Origin of the sequence: Pseudomonas abietaniphila, from assembly GCF_900100795.1 — a bacterium.
GTDB lineage: Bacteria > Pseudomonadota > Gammaproteobacteria > Pseudomonadales > Pseudomonadaceae > Aquipseudomonas > Aquipseudomonas abietaniphila.
Map to the genome: position 1 here is coordinate 51,540 of NZ_FNCO01000011.1, position 26,709 is coordinate 78,248.

Annotated in this window: 24 protein-coding genes; 15 read left to right on the plus strand and 9 right to left on the minus strand. The window is 61.4% G+C overall.

The annotated features are described in order from the left end of the window. Nucleotides 1-62: 62 nt before the first annotated feature. The 9 genes from BLS87_RS20525 to BLS87_RS20565 all read left to right on the plus strand — a co-directional run bounded on the left by BLS87_RS20525 (nt 63) and on the right by BLS87_RS20565 (nt 9,822). Complete coding sequence (locus BLS87_RS20525; RefSeq protein WP_074755039.1) at nt 63-1,064, plus strand: metallophosphoesterase family protein; 1,002 nt, start codon at nt 63-65, stop codon at nt 1,062-1,064. Between the two features lie 118 nt (nt 1,065-1,182). Next, complete coding sequence (gene ccoG, locus BLS87_RS20530) at nt 1,183-2,598, plus strand: cytochrome c oxidase accessory protein CcoG (protein WP_074755041.1); 1,416 nt, start codon at nt 1,183-1,185, stop codon at nt 2,596-2,598. A 12-nt stretch (nt 2,599-2,610) separates the two neighbouring features. Further along, entirely contained in the window at nt 2,611-3,144 is a 534-nt protein-coding gene (locus BLS87_RS20535; RefSeq protein WP_074755043.1) for a FixH family protein, read from the plus strand. A 55-nt stretch (nt 3,145-3,199) separates the two neighbouring features. Further along, nucleotides 3,200-5,650 (plus strand): heavy metal translocating P-type ATPase, encoded by a 2,451-nt coding sequence (locus BLS87_RS20540; protein ID WP_074755045.1) that lies wholly within the window; start codon nt 3,200-3,202, stop codon nt 5,648-5,650. A 40-nt stretch (nt 5,651-5,690) separates the two neighbouring features. Further along, nucleotides 5,691-5,906 carry a cbb3-type cytochrome oxidase assembly protein CcoS gene (gene ccoS, locus BLS87_RS20545; RefSeq protein WP_074755047.1) on the plus strand — a complete coding sequence of 72 codons (216 nt, stop codon included), beginning with the start codon at nt 5,691-5,693 and terminating at the stop codon, nt 5,904-5,906. Nucleotides 5,907-6,071: 165 nt separating this feature from the next. Continuing rightward, nucleotides 6,072-6,755, plus strand: a complete 684-nt coding sequence (locus tag BLS87_RS20550; RefSeq protein ID WP_074755403.1) for a sulfite exporter TauE/SafE family protein — start codon at nt 6,072-6,074, stop codon at nt 6,753-6,755. A gap of 214 nt (nt 6,756-6,969) precedes the next feature. Then, nucleotides 6,970-8,352 carry an oxygen-independent coproporphyrinogen III oxidase gene (gene hemN, locus BLS87_RS20555; protein ID WP_074755049.1) on the plus strand — a complete coding sequence of 461 codons (1,383 nt, stop codon included), beginning with the start codon at nt 6,970-6,972 and terminating at the stop codon, nt 8,350-8,352. A gap of 120 nt (nt 8,353-8,472) precedes the next feature. Further along, complete coding sequence (gene fnr, locus BLS87_RS20560) at nt 8,473-9,207, plus strand: fumarate/nitrate reduction transcriptional regulator Fnr (protein WP_074755051.1); 735 nt, start codon at nt 8,473-8,475, stop codon at nt 9,205-9,207. 66 nt (nt 9,208-9,273) lie between these two features. Then, nucleotides 9,274-9,822 carry an adenine phosphoribosyltransferase gene (locus tag BLS87_RS20565; protein ID WP_074755053.1) on the plus strand — a complete coding sequence of 183 codons (549 nt, stop codon included), beginning with the start codon at nt 9,274-9,276 and terminating at the stop codon, nt 9,820-9,822. Between the two features lie 155 nt (nt 9,823-9,977). Here BLS87_RS20565 and recR read toward each other — a convergent pair whose 3' ends face one another. From recR to dnaX, 4 genes are all read right to left on the minus strand, one after another. Continuing rightward, nucleotides 9,978-10,580, minus strand: coding sequence for a recombination mediator RecR (recR, locus tag BLS87_RS20570; protein ID WP_074755055.1), 603 nt, complete (start codon nt 10,578-10,580; stop codon nt 9,978-9,980). A 69-nt stretch (nt 10,581-10,649) separates the two neighbouring features. Further along, nucleotides 10,650-11,678, minus strand: a complete 1,029-nt coding sequence (locus tag BLS87_RS20575) for an NADP-dependent oxidoreductase (protein ID WP_074755056.1) — start codon at nt 11,676-11,678, stop codon at nt 10,650-10,652. 400 nt (nt 11,679-12,078) lie between these two features. Next, complete coding sequence (locus BLS87_RS20580; protein ID WP_062385680.1) at nt 12,079-12,405, minus strand: YbaB/EbfC family nucleoid-associated protein; 327 nt, start codon at nt 12,403-12,405, stop codon at nt 12,079-12,081. Between the two features lie 67 nt (nt 12,406-12,472). Next, nucleotides 12,473-14,635, minus strand: coding sequence for a DNA polymerase III subunit gamma/tau (gene dnaX / locus BLS87_RS20585; protein WP_074755058.1), 2,163 nt, complete (start codon nt 14,633-14,635; stop codon nt 12,473-12,475). A 154-nt stretch (nt 14,636-14,789) separates the two neighbouring features. Between dnaX and BLS87_RS20590 the strand changes: the two genes are divergently transcribed. Together BLS87_RS20590 and BLS87_RS20595 are read left to right on the plus strand one after the other, a co-directional pair. Next, nucleotides 14,790-15,563 carry a substrate-binding periplasmic protein gene (locus BLS87_RS20590; protein WP_074755060.1) on the plus strand — a complete coding sequence of 258 codons (774 nt, stop codon included), beginning with the start codon at nt 14,790-14,792 and terminating at the stop codon, nt 15,561-15,563. A gap of 149 nt (nt 15,564-15,712) precedes the next feature. Then, nucleotides 15,713-17,434, plus strand: a complete 1,722-nt coding sequence (locus BLS87_RS20595) for an acid phosphatase (protein WP_074755062.1) — start codon at nt 15,713-15,715, stop codon at nt 17,432-17,434. A 62-nt stretch (nt 17,435-17,496) separates the two neighbouring features. Here BLS87_RS20595 and BLS87_RS20600 read toward each other — a convergent pair whose 3' ends face one another. Continuing rightward, nucleotides 17,497-18,384, minus strand: coding sequence for a LysR family transcriptional regulator (locus BLS87_RS20600; protein ID WP_074755064.1), 888 nt, complete (start codon nt 18,382-18,384; stop codon nt 17,497-17,499). Between the two features lie 108 nt (nt 18,385-18,492). Here BLS87_RS20600 and BLS87_RS20605 point away from each other — a divergent pair, with 108 nt between their 5' ends. Continuing rightward, nucleotides 18,493-18,993, plus strand: a complete 501-nt coding sequence (locus tag BLS87_RS20605; RefSeq protein WP_074755066.1) for a multidrug/biocide efflux PACE transporter — start codon at nt 18,493-18,495, stop codon at nt 18,991-18,993. Between the two features lie 224 nt (nt 18,994-19,217). Here the strand turns inward: BLS87_RS20605 and BLS87_RS20610 are convergent, their stop codons facing one another. Then, nucleotides 19,218-20,093: an alpha/beta fold hydrolase gene (locus BLS87_RS20610; protein WP_074755068.1), complete on the minus strand. Its 876-nt coding sequence runs from the start codon at nt 20,091-20,093 to the stop codon at nt 19,218-19,220. 259 nt (nt 20,094-20,352) lie between these two features. Between BLS87_RS20610 and BLS87_RS20615 the strand changes: the two genes are divergently transcribed. Continuing rightward, nucleotides 20,353-20,790, plus strand: a complete 438-nt coding sequence (locus tag BLS87_RS20615) for a carboxymuconolactone decarboxylase family protein (RefSeq protein ID WP_074755070.1) — start codon at nt 20,353-20,355, stop codon at nt 20,788-20,790. A 214-nt stretch (nt 20,791-21,004) separates the two neighbouring features. After that, the gene (locus BLS87_RS20620) at nt 21,005-21,838 is read left to right on the plus strand and encodes a PhzF family phenazine biosynthesis protein (protein WP_143024439.1); all 834 of its coding nucleotides are present in this window, start codon (nt 21,005-21,007) and stop codon (nt 21,836-21,838) included. 3 nt (nt 21,839-21,841) lie between these two features. Here BLS87_RS20620 and BLS87_RS20625 read toward each other — a convergent pair whose 3' ends face one another. Together BLS87_RS20625 and BLS87_RS20630 are read right to left on the minus strand one after the other, a co-directional pair. Further along, a complete protein-coding gene (locus BLS87_RS20625; protein ID WP_074755072.1) occupies nt 21,842-22,993 on the minus strand; it encodes an MFS transporter in 1,152 nt (383 codons plus the stop codon). Between the two features lie 619 nt (nt 22,994-23,612). Further along, entirely contained in the window at nt 23,613-24,254 is a 642-nt protein-coding gene (locus BLS87_RS20630) for an HD domain-containing protein (RefSeq protein WP_074755074.1), read from the minus strand. A gap of 265 nt (nt 24,255-24,519) precedes the next feature. Between BLS87_RS20630 and rarD the strand changes: the two genes are divergently transcribed. Then, nucleotides 24,520-25,404 (plus strand): EamA family transporter RarD, encoded by an 885-nt coding sequence (gene rarD, locus BLS87_RS20635; protein WP_074755076.1) that lies wholly within the window; start codon nt 24,520-24,522, stop codon nt 25,402-25,404. Between the two features lie 177 nt (nt 25,405-25,581). On the opposite strand, the gene zapE is transcribed toward rarD, so the two are convergent. Next, complete coding sequence (zapE, locus tag BLS87_RS20640; protein WP_074755078.1) at nt 25,582-26,703, minus strand: cell division protein ZapE; 1,122 nt, start codon at nt 26,701-26,703, stop codon at nt 25,582-25,584. Between the last annotated feature and the right edge of the window lie 6 nt (nt 26,704-26,709).

Consider the following 26,709-nt stretch of genomic DNA (forward strand, 5'->3'; position numbering starts at 1 on the left):
GACTGCACGCACAAGTCGCAGGAAGCGCACTTGGCATTCGCTCTCTCAAGGACGTACCGAACATGAATAAATGGACTCTTTTTATCAGCTCGTTGAGCCTGTGGCTTGTGAGCATGACCGCCCACGCGACGCCGTCAGTGCTGATCTTTGCCTCGGACCCGCAATACCCATGGACCCCTTACAGCGACAACCAACAGGACATCCCGGACAAAACCAACCAGCAACTGTCGAGGGAATTGATTGAAGCGCAGTACACAAGCATCGCCGATTTACGCAAGGCCCATCCGGATCAGCACGTGCCCGTGATGATCAACGGTGACATGACCGCCTATGGCCACGGCTGGCAGCGCGATTATCTGTACCGCACGCTGGACGCTCATCTGGGCGGTGATTATTACTTCGGCCTGGGCAATCATGATTACCAGAACAACGTCGGCAACTGCGCCAACAACGGCTGCGCCCGGGACAGCCTGTTCGACCTGCGTGACCGGATGCTGAATAAAGTCGATTCGATGGCGCTGTACGTCGAGAAAGCCGGCTGGAACGAGACGTGGGTTGGCAGCCTCGCGTACAGCAAACGATTCGGCGACGTTCAGCTTATTCAGTTGAATAACGAGCCGACCTACGAAGCGAGTTTCAGCTCACGACAAAGGTTCAAGACGTACGATTTCAGGATAAAGAGCTCACTCGACTGGCTTGAAGAACAGCTCAAACAGGCAAGGGCCGACAACCTGACCATTTTGCTGAACATGCATAAACCCAATGGCTGGCAGACCAGCGCCCAGGATCTCCAGCGTTTCAAGGCCATGATCAATACGTACCAGGTGACGGCCGTCTTCGCAGGGCATTTACACCGATACAGTGGCCGCTACTACGAAGCGGATTACTTCGGCGCAGTGCCTTTGTTTCTCAGCGGCTCGGCCTCACAACGCAGTTACCTGATCGCCGAGATAGACCGCGATGCACGCCATCTCAGGGTGAGCAAGGTCGCTGACAACGACTGGAAAAACAGCAAGGAGCTGGCGGTGATACCCCTGCCCGGCCATCAAAACGATCTAAAGTGACAGGAGTATCATGTGCGCCATGACACCACCCAATGACCTCGGCCGGCACGTACTGACCGAGGCATTTAGCCACCGCCGTGGAACGCTTCAATGAGCACGCCTCGATGAGTATGCTGCGATGAGCAACCAGATTCCGGTACACAACGTCACGCCGCCGGCCAAAAAAGACGATGACACCGTCGACCTCTATGCCTCTCGGGAGAAGATCTACACCCGGGCGTTCACCGGACTGTTTCGCAACCTGCGGATCGGCGGCGGGATCGTGCTGTTTCTGTTGTACTTCGGCACCGTCTGGCTCGATTGGGGCGGACACCAGGCGGTCTGGTGGAATTTGCCCGAACGCAAGTTCTACATTTTCGGAGCCACGTTCTGGCCACAGGACTTCATCCTGCTGTCCGGCATTCTGATCGTCAGCGCCTTCGGGCTGTTTTTCATCACCGTGTTCGCGGGCCGCGTCTGGTGCGGTTACACCTGTCCGCAGAGCGTGTGGACCTGGATCTTCATGTGGTGCGAAAAGGTCACCGAGGGCGACCGCAACCAGCGCATGAAACTGGACAAGGCGCCGATGAGCGCCAACAAGCTCACCCGCAAACTGGCCAAACACAGCCTGTGGCTGCTGATCGGGTTTGTCACAGGCCTGACCTTCGTCGGTTATTTCTCACCCATCCGCGACCTGACCGTCGACTTCTTCACCGGTCAGGCCGATGGCTGGTCTTATTTCTGGATCGGGTTCTTCACCCTCGCCACCTATGGCAACGCTGGCTGGCTGCGCGAACAGGTGTGCATCTATATGTGCCCATACGCGCGCTTTCAGAGCGTGATGTTCGACAAAGACACCCTGATCGTCTCCTACGACCCGCGTCGTGGTGAGAAACGCGGCCCGCGCAAAAAGGAGCTGGATTACAAGGCGAACGGACTGGGCGACTGCATCGATTGCACGATGTGCGTGCAGGTCTGCCCGACCGGCATCGACATCCGCGACGGCCTGCAGATCGAGTGCATCGGCTGCGCCGCCTGTATCGATGCCTGCGACACCATCATGGACAAGATGAACTACCCTCGCGGCCTGATCAGCTACACCACCGAACACAACCTGTCCGGACAAACCACACACACACTGCGGCCGCGCCTGATCGGTTATGCGGTGGTCCTGGTGGTGATGATCGGCGCGCTGACGGGCGCCTTCTTCATGCGCTCGCTGGTGGGCTTCGACGTCAGCAAAGACCGCGTGCTGTACCGCGAAAACGCCGAAGGGCGCATCGAAAACGTCTACAGCCTGAAGGTGATGAACAAGGATCAGGTCGATCACACCTACGTCCTCGACGCGACTGGCCTGCCGGACCTGAAACTGCAAGGGCAACGCGAGATCAAGGTCGCCGCCGGTGAAATCTTCACCCTGCCGGTCGAGCTGTCGGTGTCTCCGGAACAGCTGCCGTCGAGCACCAACGAGGTGACGTTCACCCTCAAGGACATTGAAAACAGCGGCACCGAAATTCAAGCCAAGAGCCGATTCATCGGCCCACACGTTCGTTAAGAGATGTCAGACATGACCGCAGCAACCGCCTCAAGCCCTTGGTACAAGCATCTTTGGCCGTGGATCATCATCGGCATTCTGGCCTGCTCGGTCACGCTGACGCTGTCCATGGTGACCATTGCGGTCAACAACCCTGACAACCTGGTCAACGACAACTATTACGAAGCCGGCAAAGGAATCAACCGCTCGCTGGACCGTGAGCTGCTTGCCCAGACACTGAAACTGCGTGCGACCGTCACCCTCGATGACGTCACCGGCGAAGCCGACCTGCGACTGACGGGGAACAGCCGCCCTGAAACGCTGGTCCTGAACCTGATCTCGCCGACTCAACCGGAAAAGGACCGCAAGATCGTGCTCGCGCGCAACCCTGCCCAGCCGGGTCGCTATGTCGGACAAATGAGCGACAAGGTCGAAGGCCGGCGCTTCGTCGAACTGCTGGGCGTGGAAAACAGCCAGACCTGGCGCCTGTTCGAAGAAGAAGCCATTACCCGCGACAAGGACTTGATCCTGGGCGACGAGCCGATTCAAGGTGCGGAAAAGAAGTGAGAATGACCATCGAGCGTCACGACCCTCTTCACCACGCTGCGCGTGGGAATGATCCGTGGTCATAACGCCTTGTTTCCACTGCGCCCTGCCCGTTCCATCTGGAGGTCGTTTTACCGCTGTCGTACTCGGCCAAGCCCGTGAATTCTGCTGCCCCGGTTGTCAGGCCGTGGCACAGGCCATCGTCGCGGGCGGGCTGGAAGGCTATTACGCCCACCGCAGCGAAGCCTCGACCCATCCGCAAGCCTTGCCGTCACACTTGCTCGACGAGCAGGCGCTGTACGACCGGCCCGACGTGCAGGCACCTTTCGTGCATCACGACGAGGACCTGGCCGAAACCACGCTGATGATCGAAGGCATCAGTTGTGCCGCTTGTGGCTGGTTGATCGAGCGCCATTTGCGCACGCTGCCTGCCGTCGTCGAAGCACGCCTGAACCTGTCCAGTCACCGGCTTTACCTGCGCTGGAAAGACGCCTCCCTGCCACTCAGCCAGGTGCTGAATGAACTGCGCAGCATTGGTTACGCAGGCCATCCCTGGCAAGCCGACGAGGCCAGCGAACAGTTGGCTCAGGACAACCGGCGCAGCCTGCGTCAGTTGGGAGTTGCCGGCCTGCTGTGGTTTCAGGCCATGATGGCCACGATGGCGACGTGGCCGGAATTCAACATCGACCTCAGCCCTGAAATGCACACCATCCTGCGCTGGGTGGCGATGTTTCTGACCACGCCCATCGTGTTCTACAGCTGCGCGCCGTTTTTCAGAGGCGCCTTTCGAGACCTGCGCACACGTCATCTGACGATGGATGTCTCGGTGTCGCTGGCCATCGGCCTGGCCTACGTGGCGGGCATCTGGACGGCGATCACCGGCGTCGGCGAGCTGTATTTCGACGCGGTGGGCATGTTCGCGCTGTTCCTGCTGACCGGACGCTACCTGGAACGGCGCGCTCGGGAACGCACCGCCGCCGCCACCGCACAATTGATCAATCTGCTGCCGGCGTCATGCCTGCGTGTGAACGAGGACGGTCAGAGCGAGCGGATTCTGCTCCGTGAGCTGCGGCTCAACGACAAGGTGCTGGTGCATCCCGGCGCGGTATTGCCCGCCGATGGTCGTATCGTCCACGGTCAATCGAGCATCGATGAATCGCTGCTCACCGGCGAATACCTGCCTCACCCGCGCGTCCCCGGCGATGCCGTGACCGCGGGCACGTTGAACGTCGAAAGCGTGCTGACCGTCGAAGTCCTCGCCCTGGGCCTCGACACCCGACTGTCGGCCATCGTCCGGTTGCTCGAGCGTGCCCAGTCCCAAAAGCCGCGTCTGGCGCAGGTCGCTGATCGCGCGGCGCAGTGGTTCTTGCTGATCTCGCTGATCGCCGCCGCCGTCATTGGGGCGCTGTGGTGGCAACTGGACCCCAGCCGGGCATTCTGGATCGTTTTGGCCATGCTGGTCGCGACGTGCCCGTGCGCGCTGTCACTGGCGACACCCACGGCGTTGACCACCGCCACCGGCACGCTGCACGCCCTCGGGCTGCTGCTGACACGTGGGCATGTGCTGGAAGGGCTTAATCAGATCGATACGGTGATCTTCGACAAAACCGGCACGCTGACCGAAGGCCGTTTGACGCTCAGGGCAATCCGCAGCCTGGGACCGCTGGGCAGTGACGACTGTCTGAGCCTGGCGGCGGCGCTCGAAAGCCGCTCAGAACACCCTATCGCCCGTGCATTTGGCAGCACGCCGCTGATGGCTGACGACGTGCTCAGCACGCCGGGCCTGGGGCTTGAGGGACGCGTCGGAACGCGACGACTGCGCATTGGCCAGGCAGATTTCGTCTGTGCGCTCAGTGACAGCCCCGTGCCGAGCATGCCGGACGAACCCGGCCAATGGTTGTTGCTGGGCGACGAGACTCAGGCGCTGGCCTGGCTGGTGCTGGATGATCGGTTGCGCGATGACGCGGCGGCCCTGGTCCGGGCCTGCAAACAGCGTGGCTGGAAGACCTTGCTGCTGTCCGGGGACAGCTCGCCGATGGTCGCCAGCGTGGCCGAACAGCTGGGGATCGACGAGGCGCGCGGCAGCCTGCGACCGGATGACAAGCTGCAGATCCTGCAACAGCTCAGGGCTCAGGGGCACAAGGTGTTGATGCTGGGTGATGGCATCAACGACGTGCCGGTCCTGGCCGCCGCTGACATCAGCGTTGCCATGGGGTCTGCCACTGATCTGGCGAAAACGACTGCCGACGCGGTGCTGCTGTCCAATCGCTTACAGGCGTTGGTTCAGGCGTTCACGCTGGCTCGGCGGACGCGCCGCGTCATCCTGCAGAATCTGTGGTGGGCGGCGCTCTACAATGGCCTCATGCTGCCATTCGCCGCGCTGGGCTGGATAACGCCACTGTGGGCGGCTGCGGGCATGTCCGTCAGTTCGCTGATCGTCGTGCTCAATGCGCTGCGTCTGACTCGCACGAAGTTCGACAAGCCCACGCCCGGGGTGGTCGACAGCCACCGGCCATTGCCGGCATGAACCCGTTCTCGCTCCACACGCCCTGGATTTCGGAGGCTCAATGCCCGCGCTATACATCATGATCCCGGTGGCCCTGTTGATCGTGGCCGTGGCGATCTACGTGTTCTTCTGGGCCGTGGACAGCGGTCAGTACGACGACCTCGACGGTCCGGCGCACAGCATTCTTTTCGATGATCAGGATCCGGGGCACAAGGCTGGCGTGGATGAAGCGTCGGGGAAAAACGGTCAGAAAGCGGACGAGAAGAATAACGGGTGATGAATTCAGGTTTTGCGGTGCAGCGGCTGGCCTCTTCGCGGGCAAGCGCGCTCCTACAAGGGATCAGTGTTGGTGCGAGGATCTACGCACGGCACGTCAACTGCAGGAGCGCGCTTGCCCGCGATGGCGTCGGTGTCATCGCTACAGAACCTTCGGGCCACATGCATGCCTGATCTCCTCCCCCAGCTGCTCTCGGCCCTGATTCTCGGCCTGCTCGGCGGCGGGCATTGCCTGGGCATGTGTGGCGGTCTGATGGGGGCGTTGACGATGGCGATCCCCAAAGAGCAACGCAGCCGACGCTTGCGCCTGTTGCTGGCCTACAACGTCGGGCGCATTTTCAGCTACGCCTGCGCGGGATTGTTGATTGGCCTGGCGGGTTGGGCGGTCGCCAACAGCCCCGGCGCGATGATTCTGCGGGTGATGGCTGCCGTGCTGTTGATCGCCATGGGCCTGTACCTGGCGGGATGGTGGAGCGGTCTGACACGCATTGAAGGGTTGGGACGCTGGCTATGGCGCTACATTCAGCCGGTTGCCAGCCGACTGCTGCCGGTGTCGAGCCTGCCGCGCGCATTGCTGCTCGGCGCGGCATGGGGCTGGCTGCCCTGCGGGCTGGTCTACAGCACCTTGCTCTGGGCGGCGAGTCAGGGCAATGCGCTTTACAGTGCACTGCTGATGCTGGCCTTCGGGATCGGCACCTGGCCCGTCCTGATTGCCACCGGCCTTGCCGCCGACCGCACCACGGCCCTGCTGCGAAAACGAGGCGTGCGCGTCGCCGGTGGACTGTTGGTGATTGTGTTTGGCCTGTGGACGCTGCCCGGCCCGCATCAGCACTGGTTGATGGGGCATTGAGCACTCACCCATGCCTTCCGGTGCGTTAGCTTCCTGTGTGCGAATTCATTCGCAATTGGCAGGATGGGTCGCTGGACGTCTGTCGCCTCCCCTACCTTTCGCGAATGAATTCGCTCCCACTGAGGATGTCGGCCATCCATTGATCCAGGTCAATAGTGGCTCGACCCGCTCTCCCTAAACTGCCTTCACCGCCAGCCTTTTCGGGAATGCCCGCATGCTCGACGACCTTCGTTGGGATTCTGAACTCATCCGTCGCTACGACCTGACCGGGCCGCGCTATACGTCCTATCCCACCGCCGTGCAGTTCCATACGCAGGTGGGTGCGTTCGATCTGTTGCATGCAATGCGTGAAAGCCGCAAGGCTGTGCGCCCATTGTCGCTGTACGTGCACGTCCCGTTCTGCGCCAACATTTGCTACTACTGTGCCTGCAACAAGGTCATCACCAAGGACCGCAGCCGTGCTCACGTCTATCTGCAGCGACTGGAACAGGAGATCCAGATGATCGCCCGCCACGTCGACGGGCGTCAGGTGGTTGAACAGCTGCATTTCGGTGGCGGCACGCCGACCTTTCTCAGCCATGTCGAACTGCGTCAGTTGATGGCGCACCTGCGCCAGCACTTCACCTTGCTGGACGACCACTCCGGCGATTACGGCATCGAGATAGACCCTCGCGAGGCGGATTGGTCGACCATGGGCCTGCTCCGCGAGCTGGGCTTCAACCGTGTCAGCCTTGGCGTGCAAGACCTCGATCCGCTGGTGCAACGCGCTATCAACCGCCTGCAAAGCCTGGAAGAAACCCGCGCGATCGTCGAAGCCGCCCGCACGCTGCAATTTCGTTCGGTGAACATCGACCTCATCTACGGACTGCCGCTGCAGACACCCGAGGGGTTCGCGCGCACGGTCGACGAAGTCATTGCCCTGCAACCCGATCGTCTGTCGGTGTTCAACTACGCACACCTGCCCGAACGCTTCATGCCCCAGCGGCGCATCGACACGGCGCAGTTGCCCAGCGCCGAACACAAACTGCAGATACTGCAGCGCACCATCGAGCAACTGACCCAGGCCGGTTACCGCTACATCGGCATGGACCATTTCGCCCTGCCCGATGATGACCTGGCCATCGCTCAGGAAGAAGGCACGCTGCAGCGCAACTTCCAGGGCTACACCACCCACGGCCACTGCGACCTGATCGGCCTGGGGGTCTCGGCCATCAGCCAGATCGGCGATCTGTACGCGCAGAACAGCAACGACCTCAACGAGTACCAGAACCTGATCGCCAGCGATCAACTGGCGACCAAACGAGGGCTGATCTGCAACGACGACGACCGCATACGGCGAGCGGTCATTCAGCAGTTGATCTGTCACTGCTCGCTCGACTTCGCCCCGATCAACGATGAGTTCGGTATCGATTTTCGCGGCTACTTCAGCGAAAGCTGGCCCAGGTTGCTGCAGATGGCCAAAGACGGATTGATTCACCTGGACAGCAACGGCATCCGTGTCACCCCGGCCGGACGCTTGCTGGTGCGCTCGATCTGCATGGTCTTCGACGCCTATATGAGCGTTCAAAACCGTCAGCGGTTTTCGCGAGTGATCTAGGACGTTTCTGTTTAAGCAGCAGGAATCCATTTCACGCCATGGAGGGCGCGTGCTAGTCGAGGCCTTGACCCGTGGGTTACCCTTACGACTTATGTGTGTTTTTTTACAAGGAATTACCCGATGTCTGAGCCAGTAAAGATGCGTGCTCATACCCAGGCTCACTGCAAGGATTGCAGCCTGGCCCCGTTGTGCCTCCCGCTGTCATTGAACCTTGAAGACATGGACGCACTCGACGAAATCGTCAAACGTGGCCGCCCCCTGAAAAAAGGCGAGTTCCTGTTTCGTCAGGGCGATACCTTCGACTCGGTCTACGCCGTGCGGTCCGGCGCGCTGAAGACCTTCAGCTTGAGCGACAGCGGCGAAGAGCAGCTCACCGGCTTCCATCTGCCCAGCGAACTGGTCGGGCTATCAGGCATGGACGCAGAAGCCTACCCCGTCTCCGCCCAGGCCATGGAAACGACCTCGGTGTGTGAAATTCCCTTCGAGCGTCTGGATGAGCTGTCGGTGCAATTGCCACAACTGCGTCGTCAGTTGATGCGCGTCATGAGCCGCGAGATCCGCGACGACCAGCAAATGATGCTGTTGCTGTCGAAGAAAACCGCGGACGAGCGCATCGCCACGTTCTTGGTCAACTTGTCGGCCCGCTTCCAGGCGCGCGGCTTTTCCGCCAATCAGTTCCGTCTGAGCATGTCGCGCAACGAAATCGGCAATTACCTGGGCCTGGCCGTGGAAACCGTATCCCGGGTGTTCACCCGCTTTCAGCAGAACGCGCTGATCGCCGCCGAAGGCAAGGAAATTCACATTCTTGACCCCATCCAGCTGTGCGCGCTGGCGGGCGGTTCGCTGGAAAGCTGATGGCGACACAGGCCGGGCAGGCTTAAACTACGCTCTTTGCGTGTATCTCCTGCCCGAGACCTTTCGATGATTTTCGACGAATTCAGCTTCAAATCCCTGATCCGCCCCGTGGTGGACTTCCCCAAGCCTGGCGTCATTTTTCGCGACATCACCCCGCTGTTTCAGTCGCCCAAGGCGCTGCGCCTGGTGATGGACAGTTTCGTGCAGCGTTACATCGACTCGGACTTCACCCACGTGGGTGCCATGGATGCCCGCGGATTCCTGATCGGCTCAATCATCGCCTACGAACTCAACAAACCTCTGGTGCTGTTCCGCAAACAGGGCAAGCTGCCCGCAGACGTGCTGTCAGAGGGTTATCAGACCGAATACGGCGAAGCGTTTCTGGAAGTTCACGCCGACAGCCTGTGCGACGGCGACGCGGTGGTGATGTTCGATGACCTGATTGCCACGGGCGGCACGCTGATCGCAGCCGCCAACCTCATCCGCCGCATGGGCGCGAAGGTGCACGAAGCGGCCGCCATCATCGACCTGCCTGAGCTGGGCGGCTCGCAACGCCTGCAAGACATGGAAATCCCGACGTTCTGCCTGACGCAGTTTGCGCTGACGGATAAATAAGGCCGGCCCGATCAGCGGACGAAACTGTAGCCGGCTTGGTGCGGGCGGCGTTCCGACGAAATCGGTGTGTCATTCACCCTGGATGTGGCTGACCCGACGCGTTCGCCAGCAAGCCGGCTCCTACAGTGCTGGGCCAAACGTCAAAGCTTTTAACGTCAAAGCTGGATTGGCTTGCGCCCTGCGAAGGAATGCGCCAGCGTGCCGCCGTCCACCAGTTCCAGCTCACCGCCCAGCGGGACGCCGTGGGCAATCCGGGACGTGATCAGGCCCTTGTTGTTGAGCAACTGGGCGATGTAATGCGCGGTGGCCTCACCTTCCACGGTCGGGTTGGTTGCCAGGATCACTTCGGTGAACGTGCCTTGCTCTTCGATCCGTGCCATCAGTTGCGGGATACCGATGGCCTCAGGCCCGAGGCCATCGAGCGGCGACAAGTGCCCCTTGAGGACGAAGTAGCGACCGCGATAGCCCGTCTGCTCCACGGCATACACGTCCATTGGGCCTTCCACCACGCACAGCAGCGTGTCATCCCGACGGACATCGGAACACTGAGGGCACAGTTCTTCTTCGGTGAGGGTGCGGCACTGTTTGCAGTGTCCAACGCCTTCCATGGCCTGACTCAGCGCCTGAGCCAGGCGTGAGCCACCGCTGCGATCGCGCTCAAGCAACTGCAACGCCATGCGCTGGGCGGTTTTCTGACCGACGCCAGGCAGAATGCGCAGGGAGTCGATCAACTGGCGAATCAGTGGGCTGAAGCTCATTGGGGAAAGGTCCGACAAATACACGAGACGCGGTTTATACCCGCGCCTCCGGTGAGCGTCAAATCACGCTTACGACACCTTCACCACCAGCTTGCCGAAGTTCTTGCCTTCGAGCATGCCGATGAACGCATCCGGCGCGTGCTCCAGGCCTTCGACCACGTCTTCGCGGAATTTCACCTTGCCGTCCTTCACCAACGGCACCATGGCCTGCATGAATTCTTCCAGGCGATGGTAGTACTCCTCGTAGACGATAAAACCCTGAATCTTCGCGCGCTTGGTCAACAGCGTGCGCATCAGCAGCGGCAGGTAATTCGGACCGTCGGGCAGGCGCTGGGCATTGTACTGAGCAATCAGGCCGCACAGAGGTATGCGGGCGTGCTGGTTCAGTAGCGGCAGTACCGCTTCGAAGACCTTGCCGCCCACCAGTTCGAAATAGATGTCGATGCCACTGGGACAGGCCTCGCTCAGTTGCTCGGCAAAATGCTCGCTCTTGTGATCGATACAGGCGTCAAAGCCCAACTCGTCCATGACGTAGCGACATTTGTCGATACCACCGGCAATCCCGACCACACGCAGACCGTGCAGCTTGGCGACTTGCCCGACCACCGAGCCGACCGCGCCGGACGCCGCAGCGACCACCAGGGTTTCGCCGGACTTGGGCTGGCCAATGTTCATCAAGCCCATGTAACCCGTGATGCCCGGCATCCCGAGCACGCCCACGGCCATCGACGGGCTCGGCAAGTCTTTAGGCACCTGCATGAGGTTCTTGCCATCGGAGAGGCTGTGGGTCTGCCATCCGGTTTGCCCGACCACCAGATCGCCTTCCTTGAACGCCGGGTTGCGCGATTGCTCGACCACGCTGACTGCCCCGCCCTCCATGACGGCGTCGATTTCCACCGGCGGCGCATAGGACGGCGCGTCACTCATGCGACCGCGCATGTAGGGATCGAGGGAAAGGTACAGCGTGCGCAGTTGAACCTGGCCGTCCTGCACGTCAGGCAGTGCCTCGCGCTCAAGCCGAAAATTCTCCGGCGTCGGCGAACCTTGGGGACGAGAGGCCAGGACGACACGCTGGTTGAGGATCAATTCTTGCGACATCGGAGCGGTTCCTTTATCGATGAGTGACAGGCTATAGAAAGCAGACCGCAGCGCTCGGGAGCGGTTCGGTTGGATGCGGCGGCAGTATGAGACACGTAATGAACGCAGAAAATACCCCAAGCAACGAGAGGGGTAACCCGTAGCAGCGAGGCTTGACGACAGAGGCATCCATGAAATCGACTCAGCCATCACAGACCAGACGCCTGATTACGGTGGGAGCGAATTCATTCGCGAAAAATGGTTCAGGCGGCAGGAATGTGTCGAGGCGGCTGGCCAATCGCGAATAAATTCGCTCCCACAGGGTTTACGCCGCCCGGAGAGTATCCGTCGGTCGTCTAGAAACGCTTACAAAAATGCCAGGCACTGGGCCTGGCATTCGGGTGCCGCAACAACCGCTCGGTCAGAACGGCAGCTTCATGCCTGGCGGCAGTTGCATGCCGGCAGTCATGCTGGCGGTTTTTTCCTGGCTGGCCGCTTCGATCTTGCGCACGGCGTCGTTGACGGCTGCGGCGATCAGGTCTTCAAGGATTTCCTTGTCTTCCTGCATCAGGCTGTCGTCCAGGCTAACGCGCTTGACGTCGTGACGACCGGTCATCACCACGCTCACCAGGCCTGCGCCCGATTGGCCGGTCACTTCGGCATTGGCCAGTTCTTCCTGCATCTTGGCCATTTTTTCCTGCATCTGCTGGGCCTGCTTCATCAGGCCAGCCATGCCACCTTTCATCATGGGAGTTCTCCTCGAACGTCGATGGGGTCGTTGCGCGGCGCTAACTCAGCTTAGCGCCTTGCGGGAATTAAGGGGTCTGTACAACGGGAGCATCCACGGGCGCAATCGTATCCTCACGGATCCTGGCGCCAAACTGTTCGAGCATCTGCTGGATGAACGGATCGGCGTGGATCGACGCCTCGGCCTGACGCTGGCGGTCGGCACGCCGACGCGCCGCCGCCTGAGCCGGGGTTTCCTGTTCGGGCTTGATCAGCTCGATACTCAGGTTGATGGTGCGTTCATGGTATTGGTTCAGCGCATCGTTCAGGCGGCGCTGCTGCGTCGAGTTGAACAGCGCGCTGTGGGCTGGGTCCAGGTGCAGCAGCCAGTTGTCGCCGTCGACCGACATCAGGGTGCAGTTGGCGGCAATGCTGCCGGTCATGCCGGAAATCGGCAGTTTCGGAAACAGGTCGAGCCAGTCGGCGGCAAGGCCGGTCGCCGGTTTGGCAGCCGGGAGCAATTCAGGCTCTTTCTCCACCGCCTCGGCCGTGTCGTGGGCCAGGTCGTCCAGATAGGCGAACGACGCCGGATCAATGTCGACATCCGGCTCGTAATAGTCATCATCAGGTGGCGGCTCGTCGTCACGTTCCATGGGCGCAGGCACGTACGGCGCGGCGTCGGGCACCTGTTCGAGCATCGCCGGGGTGACGACCTCGGCGGCCGCCGGGATAGGCTCCTGCGACTCGACTTCCGGCGCATCCGGCACCGGGCTCGCAGGTGCGGGCGTCGGCATCGGCGTCAGCTCGGGTTGCTCGGCCACGGTGTCGAGAACGGGCTCGGGAATGTCTTCAGCCACAGCGGCCGGGGCCGGTTCAGGCTCACTGACTGGCGACGCTGCTTTCGGCTCATTCCAGGGCAGGTCCACTTCTTCGACCGGCGCTGACGCCGCAACCGTTTCAGCGACGGGCGCCGGTGCGTATGCGGGCGCGGATGGCGTCACGGGTGCAGGCTGTTCAAGAACAGCAGCGGGCGCAGGCGTTGATGCTGCCGGAGCCGGGGCCGGTATCGGCGCAACAGGCGCTGCACCGGCCACCGTTGTCTGGGAATCAACCGTGGCCGGGTTGATCCCCACTGACTTTAACGGCTGTCTCGGCGCGTTTTCGCTGTCGGCGGGGCGGAACGCCAACATGCGCAGCAGGACCATCTCAAAACCGCCGCGCGGGTCCGGCGCCAAAGGCAAATCGCGACGCCCGATCAGGCCCATCTGGTAATAGAACTGCACGTCCTCGGCCGGCAATGCCTGGGCCAGCGCCAACACGCGGTCCCGGTCGCCGTGACCGTTGTCGACGCCCTCAGGCAAGGCCTGCGCAATCGCAACACGGTGCAACACGTTGAGGATTTCCGAGAGCACGCCGCTCCAGTCCGGGCCTTGTTCAGCCAGGTGGCGCACGGCTTCCAGCAAGGAGCGCGCGTCGCCGTCGATGAGTGCCGTGAGCACGTCATACACCTGGCCGTGGTCCAGCGTGCCGAGCATCGCTCGCACGTCAGTGGCCAGCACTTTGCCCTCGCCGAAGGCGATCGCCTGGTCGGTCAGGCTCATGGCGTCCCGCATCGAGCCGTCGGCGGCACGACCGAGCAGCCACAGTGCGTCGTCTTCGAACGGAATGTTTTCAGCGCCCAGCACGTGGGTTAGGTGCTCGACCACGCGCTCGGGCGTCATGTTTTTCAGGGAGAACTGCAGGCAACGGGACAGAATGGTCGCTGGCAGCTTCTGCGGATCGGTGGTCGCCAGGATGAACTTGACGTAGGGCGGCGGCTCTTCCAGCGTTTTCAGCAAGGCGTTGAACGAATGGCTGGACAGCATGTGCACTTCATCGATCAGGTAGACCTTGAAGCGGCCACGGCTGGGCGCGTACTGCACGTTGTCCAGCAGTTCTCGGGTGTCTTCGACCTTGGTGCGGCTCGCGGCGTCGATTTCGATCAGGTCGACGAAGCGACCTTCGTCAATCTCGCGGCACACTGAACACTCACCACAGGGCGTGGAAGTAATACCGGTTTCACAGTTCAGGCATTTAGCGATGATTCGCGCGATGGTGGTCTTGCCGACACCGCGCGTGCCGGTGAATAAATAGGCATGGTGCAGGCGCTGGCTGTCCAGCGCGTTGATCAAGGCCTTGAGCACATGGGTCTGGCCGACCATTTCGCGGAACGAGCGCGGACGCCATTTACGTGCAAGAACCTGATAACTCATTGAAAACCGTCGCGACTGGGTTGCGGAAGACCGCTAATGCTAGCGGAGCGGGGCCAAAATTGCATCCGGGCAATATGAACGCGCGCATATAAACAATCTGCCGCTAGACTGCCATCACTGCCCAATAGCATTTCGGCTCACACCGAGGGACCTCATGCGGTTGCTGACACTGAGCGCTTTATTGCTAATGAGCGGGTCCGTCGGGGCGCAGGAAATACCGTTACGGTTTTCCATCGCCGATGCGTGGTCGATGCCGCTGGTGCAGCTCGACGACCATCAACCTACCGGCGGCATCATCTTCGACATCATGCAAAGCATGGCGGCGCAGGCGAACCTGTCGGCGGAATACCGCGTGGTGCCGATTCAGCGCGTTCAGCGCACGCTCGAACGGGGCGCCATCGACGTGCGCTGCTATGCCGCGCAATCGTGGATGCCCAACCTCTCCGGCGATTACACATGGAGCTTGCCGCTGCTGATTCAGCGCGATCTGTTGATCAGCACGCCGGATAACGCCACGCCCAGAGCCCCGGACACCCTGACCGACGAAACCATCGGCACCGTGCTCGGCTACGCCTACCCGACCCTGCAAACCGCCTTCGACAGCCACCGCTTGAAGCGCGATGACGCGCGCAGCGAAGTCCAGGTGCTGCAGAAACTGCAAGTCCACCGTTACCGCTACGCCGTGGGCAATCAGTGGTCGCTGGACTGGTTCAACCGCAACCTGCCCGACGATCAGAAACTGCGTGGCGTCGCCGTCATCGACGAACAGCCTGTGGGTTGCATCGTGCGCAACGACACGCAAATTCCCGCGCAACGCCTGATGCGGATTCTGCTGAGGATGCGCATGTCGGGCGAGATCGACCGGATCATGAGCCGCTACAACACGGTGTCGGGCCTTCCAGCGGATCGGCCTGCAGCGGCGCCTTGACACCCACGCCCAAGGCTCGGGACGTCGCTGCGGCACGCCATGGACGGCTCTGGACCCAGCGTTTCAAGCTGTCGCATTAACGTCACATTGCGGGATTAGGCTCCGTCGACATAATTAGTAACACTTCGAATCCCGCATCAGGAGCCGTGATGAGCGACAAACAACAAGACCCCAACAAGCCGTCCGCTACCAATCACTCTGTTGATTCCCCCCCCGATACCAGCCGCCGGCGCTTCCTCGGCGGCGTTGCCGTACTGGGCGCTGGCGCCACCTTGAGTGGCGTCGTGACCGCCAGCGAGACGCCGAGCGATGGCACGTCCGCCACCCTTGAAACCTCGCTCAGCGGTCCGGCGCTGGACAAGGCGCTGCAGGACAACGTCAAGACCATCGTGGTGATCTACGGCGAGAACCGCAGTTTCAACAACCTGTTCGCTAACTTCCCCGGCGTGGAAAAACCCTTGTCGGCGGTGAAGCCGGAAGACTACCGGCAGCGCGACCGCAATGGTGCCGTGCTCGACAAGCTGCCGCAGTGCTGGGGTGGCGTGTGCCAGGTTGGCCCGCAGAGCGTCGATGGCGTGACCTACGCCACTGGCGTGCAGTATCAGGAAAACCTGCCGAACGCGCCGTATGCCCTCAAAGGCCCCAGTGGCGAAGACCTGCCGTTGAACGTGGTCACCCGCGACCTGTGGCACGTGTTCTATCAGAATCAGATGCAGATCAATGGCGGCAAGAACGACGGCTTCGTGGCATGGGCCGATTCCGGCAGCCTGACCATGGGCCACTACGGTCAGACCCAGTATTCCCTTCGTTTGTGGGACGTCGCGAAGGAGTTCGTACTCTGCGACAACTTCTTCCAGGGCGCTTTCGGCGGCTCGTTCCTCAACCACCAGTACCTGGTGTCCGCCAGAGTGCCGTTCTACCCAGACGCGGCCAACTCGCCCGCCAAGTCGCAGATCGCCACGCTGGAAAGCAGCGACCCGCTGGAAACCCGCCTCAAGCCGCTGGAAAAATCCCCGGCCAGTGCCATGGACGGCCCGCCCCAATTCGGGCCTAGCCTGCTGACCCCCGACGGTTATGCGGTGAACACCATGGCACCGCCGTACTGGCCGACCTGGCTGCGCGACAAGGAAAAACCGGACTATTCCCAGCCCGACCTGGCTAACGTGCTGGTGCCGCAAACCCATGACCACATCGGCGACAAGCTGTCGAAGAAGAACGTCGACTGGGCGTGGTACGCCGGTGCCTGGCAGGTGACGCTGGACGCGTACAAGGATTCGGCGGGCATCCCCAAGATCCCGAACTTCCAGTACCACCACCAACCCTTCAACTATTTCAAGCAGCAAGGTCCGCAAAACGCTGATGAACGCACTAAGCGTCTGCGCGACGGCGGCCTCGGGGATGATTCGGGCACCAACAAATTCTTCGCCGACGTCGAAGCGGGCAAACTGCCTGCCGTGACCTTCTACAAACCTCAGGGCAACCTGAACATGCACGCCGGTTACGCCGACGTCGCGGCCGGTGATCGACACATCGACCGCGCCGTGAAGATGCTGCGCAACAGTCCGCAATGGAAAAACATGGTGATCGTCATCACCGTCGATGAAAACGGCGGCTGGTGGGACCACGTGGCTCCGCCCAAAGGTGACCGTTGGGGCCCTGGCACACGGGTTCCAGCCATCGTGATTTCGCCGTTTGCCCGCAAAGGCACGGTGGACCATACCGTTTATGACACGGCCTCCATCCTGCGCCTGATCACCCGCGTTCACGGGCTGGAAAAGCTCGACGGTATCGTCGAGCGTGACAATGCCATGATCGCTCGCGGCCAGGCGCCGATGGGCGATCTGACCAATGCGCTGCGGTTCCCCGCGTAATCTTCCAACAGCCAAGAAGGCTCGCAGGAAACGCCGAATCAGCGTTTCCTGCGAGCGGTCTACTAATAGTCCCCTCGCCCCTCCAGCAACGTATCCAGCAACCATGCGCCTGCTGGCCCCAGGCTCTTTTGCCGCGACCAGATCACGTCCACTGCCGAACTGCGCGGCCATCCCGGCACCTGCAACTCCTTGAGCCGACCCTGTGCATAGCCGCGCACCAGCCAGCGCGGCAGCGCCGACCAGCCAAAACCAAACACCGCCATGTCCATCAACAACAGGTAGTTGGGCGCCGACCAGCTGCGGCGCGCGCCGCTGGGCAGGTCGTTGGTGGGAACACTTTCATCCACGAGGGTGTTCAGACGCAGCGCACGATGCTGCGCAAGCCTGTGGTAATCGACAGCCGGTTCGGAGGCCAGCGGATGGGTGTGCGACACAAAGAGACCAAAATCGGCACGTTCGGCAATCGTCGCGTAACCGACTTCCGGCGGATAGCTCGCCTGCGCTGACAGCAGCCCGAGCGAGGCGCGACCGCTCTGGATCAGGTTGATCGCATCGCCGTGCTCGGCGAACACGCACTCCAGTTCAATCTCGGGAAAACGTTGATCGAGCTCGGCCATGCGCGCCTCGAATTCAGCGAACTGATTGGCGTCGGACAACACTAGGGTCAAGCGCGGCTCCATGCCTTCCACCAGTCGGCCTGCGGCCCGGCGCAGTTTGTCGGACGCGGCCAGCAGTTCTTCGATCCGCCCTTGCAGCGCCCTGCCCGCTTCCGTCAGCGTCGGGTGTTTGGACGACCGGTCGAAAAGCGCCACACCCAGATCGATTTCCAGCCGGGAAATGGCTTCGCTGATGGTCGACTGACTCTTGCCCAATCGACGCGCTGCCGCACTGAACGACCCCAAGGCCAGGACTTGGGCAAACGCTTCCAGCGCTTCGGGTGAATAGCTCATGCTTACACTCGTCTTCTCATCCATCGGTTTTTCCGATGACAACGATTTTCACTTTAGTTCATCGCCCGGTGACAATGCACGCCTGCCCCGTCACAAAGTGAATGCGTCATGCCTGTAAACGTCCTCTCCAGGGAGAAAGCCGCGAAGTCGGCCGTCCCTGCGAAATCCGTCAAAGAGCGCGCCCTGCACGCGCTGCTGTTCGAACTCATCGGTGTGTTGCTGTTCGCGCCGGGACTGGCTTGGGTACTCGGTCAGTCCCTCGGCAAAATGGGCGCGATGACGGTGATGATTTCCACCGTGGCGATGCTCTGGAACATGGTCTTCAACGCAGGATTTGACCGGCTGCGGGCACGACTCGGCTTTGCCATGACCTTGAAGGCTCGCGCACTGCACGCCATCTCGTTCGAAACCGGTTTGATCGTCGCGGTCGTGCCGCTGGCGGCGTGGTGGCTGTCGATCAGTCTGTGGGAAGCCTTCCTGCTGGATATCGGATTGCTGCTGTTGTTCCTGCCCTACACGATGCTGTTCAACATGGCGTGGGACAAGGTGCGCGAACGGGTTGTGGCGCGCAAAAGCCTGCGACGCAGCACCCGCGCAACATCCCGTTGAACGGCTTTTGATTCTAACCAGAGGCCGTGGCAGCTTGGCGGGATGGCTAATGAAGGGGGCCAGCGAAATGGAGGGTGGATGACCCTTCGCATTCGCTGCCCTCGTAACCTCGGACGTCTCCCACAGGTTTTGCGGCGTTAGCAGGATGCTCGGCTGACAACTCGCTTTTGTGCCAGCGATCTGCCGCAACCGGCCTGCGACCAGAAACGGATCACTGCCACGTCTCACCTCAAAAACGGTAAAACCTCTGCCAGCAATTCCTCCGGAATCTCCTCGGCCAGATAATGCCCGCCGGGCAGCGCTTTGCCACGCACGTCGGTGGCGACTTTCTGCCACTCCTTGAGCGGCTCGAAGCATTTGCCGACCGTTCCCTCGCCGCCCCACAAAACCAGCAACGGCAACGTCAGGTGATTGCCCGCGTCAATGTCCGCCCGATCATGTTCCAGGTCGATGCTGGCGCTGGCGCGGTAGTCTTCGCACACGCCCCGCGCGGCACCTGGCAGGCTTGCGCAGCGCAGGTATTCGGCGAAGGCTTCGTCGGTGAACGGGGTCAGCCCCGCGCTGCGACTGCCCATGACACTGCGCAAGTACTGCTCCGGATTGGCCTCCAGCAACATCTCCGGCAACGGGGCCGGACGGATCAGGAAAAACCAGTGCCAATAGGCACGGGCAAAGGCTTCATTGGTCTGGCTGTACATCGCCAGCGTCGGGGCGATGTCGAGCAAGGCCATGCGCGTGACAGACGTCGGATGATCCAGCGCCAGCCGGTGAGCCACGCGGGCGCCACGATCATGGGCCAGGATCGAGAACGTCGACAGGCCCAGTTCGCGCATCAGCCCGACCATGTCGCGGCCCATCTCGCGCTTGGAATAACTGGAATGGTCTGGCGTGGCAGGCGGCTTGCTGCTGTCGCCGTAACCGCGCAGATCAGCGGCCACCACCGTGAAATGCTGGCTCAGCTGCTCGGCTATCTTGTGCCAGATCACATGGGTCTGCGGGTGACCGTGCAGCAGTAACAGGCCTGGGCCGGTCCCGCCGATGCGATAGCTGATCTGAACACCGTTGACCAGGCGCTGGTCTTTCTGGAATCCGGCAAACATGGATGACTCCTTGTGATGGTTGGCGCACATGCTAGATCGCTGAGCCTGAGCGGCAAGGCGTAAAGCGTGGCCGCGCCGTTCATGAAGCGTGTTCGCAGGCCTCGACGCACGTGTGCGGTGCGGTAGACCCATCCTGGAAAACCTCGGCAATTGGTCTCCAAAAATCCCGATCCATTGGCTATTCGGCCATCGTGAGCTCAAGCGTAATGTAGTGCCACAGCCAACGAATTTCACACTGACTTCATCGGAGCACGCACACATGAACAAAAGAATCGCCTGGGGACAGAAATCGCCAGAAGCCTACAAAGCCATGGTCGGTCTGGAAGCTGCCCTTGCCAAATCGGGCCTGGACAGCTCCCTGCTGGAACTGATCCGCCTGCGCGCTTCGCAGATCAACGGCTGCGCCTACTGCGTCAACATGCACGCCAATGACGCGCGCAAAGCTGGCGAAACCGAAGCCCGCCTGCAGACCCTGAGCGTATGGGCAGAAACCACGTTCTTCACCGAGAAAGAGAAAGCCGTGCTGGCGTGGGTCGAAAGCCTGACGCAGCTGTCGATCCATCACGCGCCGCAGGATCAATACGAAGCGCTGCTTGCGCACTACAGCGAGGCGGACGTCGCCAACATCACCCTGGCGATCGCCACCATCAATGCCTGGAACCGCTTCGGTGTGGGCTTTGCGATGGTTCCGGCCTGATCGATCGCGCCGGGAATCTTCGCCGTAACGGTCCGGCTTGCCGGCGCTGACGTCCTCCGGGACGCTAACGCTGGCAGGCCGAACGGCCAAGGGATGCACGTCGTACCTTGCATCAACCCGTTGAATCCCACGCATAAGCACTTTCGGTTGGTGTCCACTGCCGTTCTTCGACAACAATTGCGCCACTTCCCCACGGCGCAACGAGCACTCGAACATGGCAATGGACATCCTCAGGCTTGCGGCCTTTTCCGACGCTGACCAAGGCGGTAATCCGGCGGGCGTCTGGATCGGCGACATATTCCCTGACGACGCGATCATGCAGCAGGTGGCCGCCGAGGTCGGTTACTCGGAAACGGCCTTCGCCGTGCCGCAAGGCGACGGTTTTCGGGTGCGCTACTTCTCCCCCGAAGCCGAAGTACCGTTTTGCGGCCACGCCACCATCGCCTTGGGCGCAGCGCTGGCGGGCAGGTTTGGCGAAGGCCTTTTCAAGCTCTCCCTCAACGAAGCGCAGATCAGCGTCGAAGGCCACAGGGACGGCGCGTTGACCTCTGCCGCGCTGCAGTCCCCACCGACCTTGAGCAAACCGGTCAGCCGCGAGTTGCTCAGTCAGGCAATGTCACTCTTTGACCTGCAAGCCGAAGACATTGACTTGCGTATTCCGCCTGCGTTGATCAATGGCGGCGCGCAACACCTTGTACTCGCCGTGAACCGTCGGGACACGCTCAGGAACATGCGCTATGACTTCGCCACCGGACGTGAGCTGATGGTGCGTGAAGGTTGGGTGACGATATTGCTGGTGTTCGCCGAATCCGCTCGCCTCTTCCACACGCGCAATCCATTTGCCTTTGGTGGCGTCTATGAAGACCCTGCCACGGGTGCGTCAAGCGCGGCATTCGCCGGTTATTTGCGTGACATTGGCTGGGACCACGGCGGGGTCATCGACATCGTGCAGGGTGAAGACATGGGCAGCCGTTCGCGGATTCGTGCCGAGTTCAGCCCTGAACCCGGCAGTTCAATTCGCCTGTCAGGGACAGCGCGTGCGTTGTAACCGTTATACCTTCAGATAGCGACCGCTGATCGCGACACCCAGCAGCATCACGGCAATGATCAGAAACGCGGCGCCGAGGCTGCTGAGGTGAGCAACAAACCCGATACCGGCCGGGCCCATCAGAATACCGATGTAACCCAGGGTGGTGATGGCCGGGACGGCGACGTTTTCGGGCATGGTTTTCTGCCGGCCCACGGCGCTGTAGAACACCGGCACGATGTTGGAGCAGCCCAGCCCCACGAGCGCATAACCGCACAGGGCCGCTTGCCAGTAGGGAACCAGTGTCGCGACCGTCATGCCGACCGCTGCGCACAGCCCACCGAACAGAATGATCTTGTGCACGCCCAGTCGACGCACGATCGGGTCGCCGCACAAGCGCCCGATGGCCATCGCCAACGCAAACACCGCATAACCAAAACCGGCGTATGACGGCTCGACACCGTGCCGGGCACTGAGAAACACCGCGCTCCAGTCCAGCATCGCGCCTTCGGTGAGAAAGACGGTAAAGCACATCAGGCCGATGAACAGCACCACGCCATGGGGTATGGCGAACGCCGGACCGCCCGCCTCGCTGCCGTACCCGAGCATGTTCGGGCGAGCCTTGTATAAGGCAAGGGCGAGAAACACCGACACCAGCGAAACGGTCAACCACGGCCACACGCCGACGCTCAACAAAGCGGAAACACCTGCCGCCCCCACGATACCGCCACAACTGAACAGCCCGTGAAAACCCGACATCATGGTCTTGCCACTGGCGCGCTCGACGATGATGGCCTGAATGTTGGTGACACACCCCAGCGCGCCCATGCTGGCGCCGTAGATAAAGAGCACCGCCACCATCATCGGCACGCTGTTGAGTGTGGCGAGCAACGGCAGGCACAGACAGGCGATGCCGCCCACCAGGGTGATGATCCGACGACAGCCGTACTTGACGGTCATGGCGCCGGCAAGGGGCATGGCAATGATCGAGCCGATGCCCAGGCACAGCAGCAACAGACCCAGGCCTGCGTCGTCCAGGCCCAGACGGCTTTTGGCATAAGGCACCAGCGGCGCCCACGCAGAAATACTGAACCCGGTGATGAAGTAGGTGACGCGGGTGGAGAACTGTTCGAGCCGCCCTGGCACGGTCGGTGCTGCGGTGCCGATGGAGGTCATTGCTGCTCCCTTGTCTGGCAATGGAAAAGCGCCCTTCATGGGCCGACAAACACAGAGCCTAACAAAGGATGGCGCAATGCCGAAGAAGGGATGCTGATGGATTTGGCCTCAGAAATGCCTCAGCAGTCTTGCGGCATCAACAATCTACACGCCCGAGAGGCTGCATTGTCCCTGTAGGCGCAATCGGAGGTTACGACGGTCGCGAATGCGGTGTGTCAGGCAATGCATCAACGTCCGACACACCGCGTTCGCTGCCGTCGTAACCTCCGACGTCTCCTACACCGGACCGCGTTGCCGGGTCGTATGGCTTACGCCTTCCACGGCGAGGTGCGGATGATCTTTGATCGTACCCACGCTCTGCGTGGGCACGCATCCTGTGACGCTCCGCGTCACCCTTACCGGACGCCGAGCGTCTCACGCGGCATTCCCGTGCGCGGCGCGGGAACGATCAGCACCCTCCACATGGCCGGGAGTCTGCACTACCCCTGTAGGAGCAATCGGAGGTTACGACGGTCGCGAATGCGGTGTGTCAGGCAATGCATCAACGTCTGACCCACCGCGTTCGCTGCCGTCGTAACCTCCGACGTCCCCTACACCGAACCGCGTCGGGTCGTATGGCTTACGCCTTCCACGGCGAGGTGCGGATGATCTCGACGAAGTTCATCGGCTTGAACGTCGGATTTTCATCGACCAGCACGTCGGCGTTGACGGTGCCGAAGGTGGTGTCGGGCTTGTGACGGAAGCCGTTTGCGAAGGCACAGAGGATGCATTCCTTGAACGCTTCGCCACGCGGATGAGCATGGGTCACGACGTCGCGCTGCTGGTCGCTGAACTTTTCGTAATTGATGCCCAGCACGTCCATCTCAACGCCCGCAGTGACCAGTGCCACGTTCGGACGCAGATGCTCAGGCACACCCGGCGTGGTGTGCAGGGCAATGGACAACCACACCTGCTCCATATCGCCTTCGGACAGGCCAAACGGCTTCATGAACGCACGGGCTGCGTTGGCGCTGTCGACCTCAAAACGCAGGTCCGGGCTGCTGTGTTTTTCCACCAGGCCGAGGTCGTGGAACATGGCGCCTACATACAGCTGCTCGGCGTCGTATTTCAATCCTTTACGCTCGCCAGTCAACGCGCCCCACAGAAATACGCGGCGAGAGTGATGGAACAGCAGGTCATCTTCCTGCTCGCGGATGTATTCGGTGGTCGCCCGCGCCAGGGCGCTGTCGGGGATCTTGATACCGGCGATTTCTTGAGTCATGGAGGTCTTCCTCGATTGATCGCGCCGGTGTGGCGCGTTGAGGAGAAGTCTGTGGGACAGGCGGTGTACGCTCAATCGGCGCGCGGTCTCGTTCTCTGCCAAACGTGCATCGTTTACTGCCAGCTCATCTGGTGTTTATCAGATTACTCGCGAACGAGAGGGACACCTTCAGCTAGACTGTCCGCCGTTTCCCACGATCAGGCCGCCAGAGTCTGACGCCGTAAGCCCCTTCAAAATCCCCAAGCATCGAAACCAAGGAGACCCTGTGTACAAGGGTGTTGCGTTATCGGTCATGGCCTCCTGCCTCTTCGCGGTCATGTACTACTACACCTCACTGCTCAAACCGTTGAGCGGTGAAGAAATCTTCGGCTGGCGCATGCTGCTGACCCTGCCCTGCGTCACGGTCTTCATGCTGTCCAGTGGCGACTGGCAATTGACTCGAGCACTGGCCGCACGCCTGCGTCGGAACCCGGCACTGCTTGGCGGGATGGCGCTGTCGGCATCGCTGATGGGGCTGCAGCTGTGGCTGTTCCTGTGGGCGCCCTTGCACGGCCGCAGTCTGGAAGTGTCGCTGGGCTATTTTCTGTTACCCCTGACAATGATTCTCACCGGGCGCCTGGTGTATGGCGAGCGACTCTCGCACTTGCAAAAGATCGCCGCCTGCTGCGCATTGGTCGGCGTGGGCAACGAGCTGCTGCGCCTGGGCAGTTTTTCCTGGGAAACCCTGGTGGTGTGCCTGGGGTATCCGGTGTATTTCATCCTGCGGCGCAAGCTCAGGACCGATAACCTCGGCGGGCTGTGGTGGGACATGTTGCTGATCCTGCCGGTGGCCGTGACCTTTATCTGCAAAGGCAACCCGGCGGTGGTCGAACAGTTCCCGCGTTTCTACCTGTTGATTCCGGTGCTGGGTGCGATCAGCGCCTCGGCCCTCGTGGCCTACATCCTCGCCAGTCGCCTGTTGGCGTTCAGCGTGTTCGGCCTGCTGAGTTACGTTGAGCCGGTACTGCTGGTCGGCGTCGCCCTGCTGCTGGGCGAGTCCATCGGGCGGGATGAATGGATGACCTACCTGCCGATCTGGCTCGCGGTCATGGTGCTGGTGGGTGAAGGTGGCAAGCATGTACTCGCACAAAGTCGACGCAACAGGGTTTGATCGCAATGCATCGTCGAGTAAGCCATCTGACCCTCGCTGATGACTGAACGCTGTGGGAGCGAATTCATTCGCGAGAGGCCGGTACAGCCGATAACCGTCTGGCGTCTGGCGCCTCTTTCGCGAATGAATTCGCTCCAACAGGTTGCCATCGCCTGAAGTGACATTGCATCGGTAGCGCTATTGCCCAAACCGCGCCAGCTGCATTTCCTGCAAACGGCTCAACGTCCGGCGAAAGGCAAAGGCCAGGTAACCCTCGGTGTACAGTTCCTGCATCGGCATGGCCGCTTCGACATACAGCGGCACCTTGCGGTCGTAACACTCGTCCACCAACGCAATGAACCGCCGCACACCGTCATCGTAGGGAGACAACTGCGGCAGTTCACGGTCGCCTGCCACCACCTGCTCCACGCCGTCCTCGGTGCCGCGCGCAATGCGACCTTCGCGCTGCGGCGCGCTCAACGCAGGCACCTCGCTGAGCAACACGGCCTTGTAGCGATCGCACAGCTCGATGAAGTCCATCGCCGCCAGTGGCTGTTCACACAGATCGGCGTATCGACACCAGACCACCGTTCGGCTGGCACGCACGACCGGCAAATGACGCCGCCCCACAGGCACCGGCTGAATAGACACCGACTCGCCGCTGCTCAGCGTTTCGAAAACCTGGACCAAGGCGCTGGCGCCCTGCTCTTCGGTCACCCAATAACGTTGCTGCGCCTGCCCCGGGTGCAGGCGATGGTCTTCACCGCCGTCCACCGAGACCACCGTCATGCAGTGATTGATCGCGGTAATCGCGGGCACGAAGCGATCGCGGTTGTGCCCTGTCGCATAGAGCTGTTCCGGCAACTGGTTCGACGTGCAGACCAGCACCACGCCCTCCTCGAACATGGCCCGCAACAAACCGCCCAGAATCACTGCATCGCCAATGTCGTTGACGAACAGCTCGTCAAAACACAGCACCCGCACTTCCTGAGCGAGTTCACGGGCGAGCACCTCCAGCGGCCGGGCAACGCCGGTCAACTGGAACAACCGCTGATGCACCCAACGCATGAAGTGATGAAAATGCTGGCGGCGCGCGGGAATCTGCAGGCTCTCGTAGAAACGGTCCATGAGCCAGGTCTTGCCACGCCCCACCGGGCCCCACAGATACACGCCCTTCACCGACGCGTGAGGCGTGCGATCACGCAGGGCCTGCCAGCATTCCTGAAGTGTGTGCGCCGCTCGGCGCTGAGCCTCGTCCGGCTGAAAACCCTGCGTGTCGACCGCCTGCTGCCAGGCATCCAGAGGAGACAGAACACTCATCGCAAA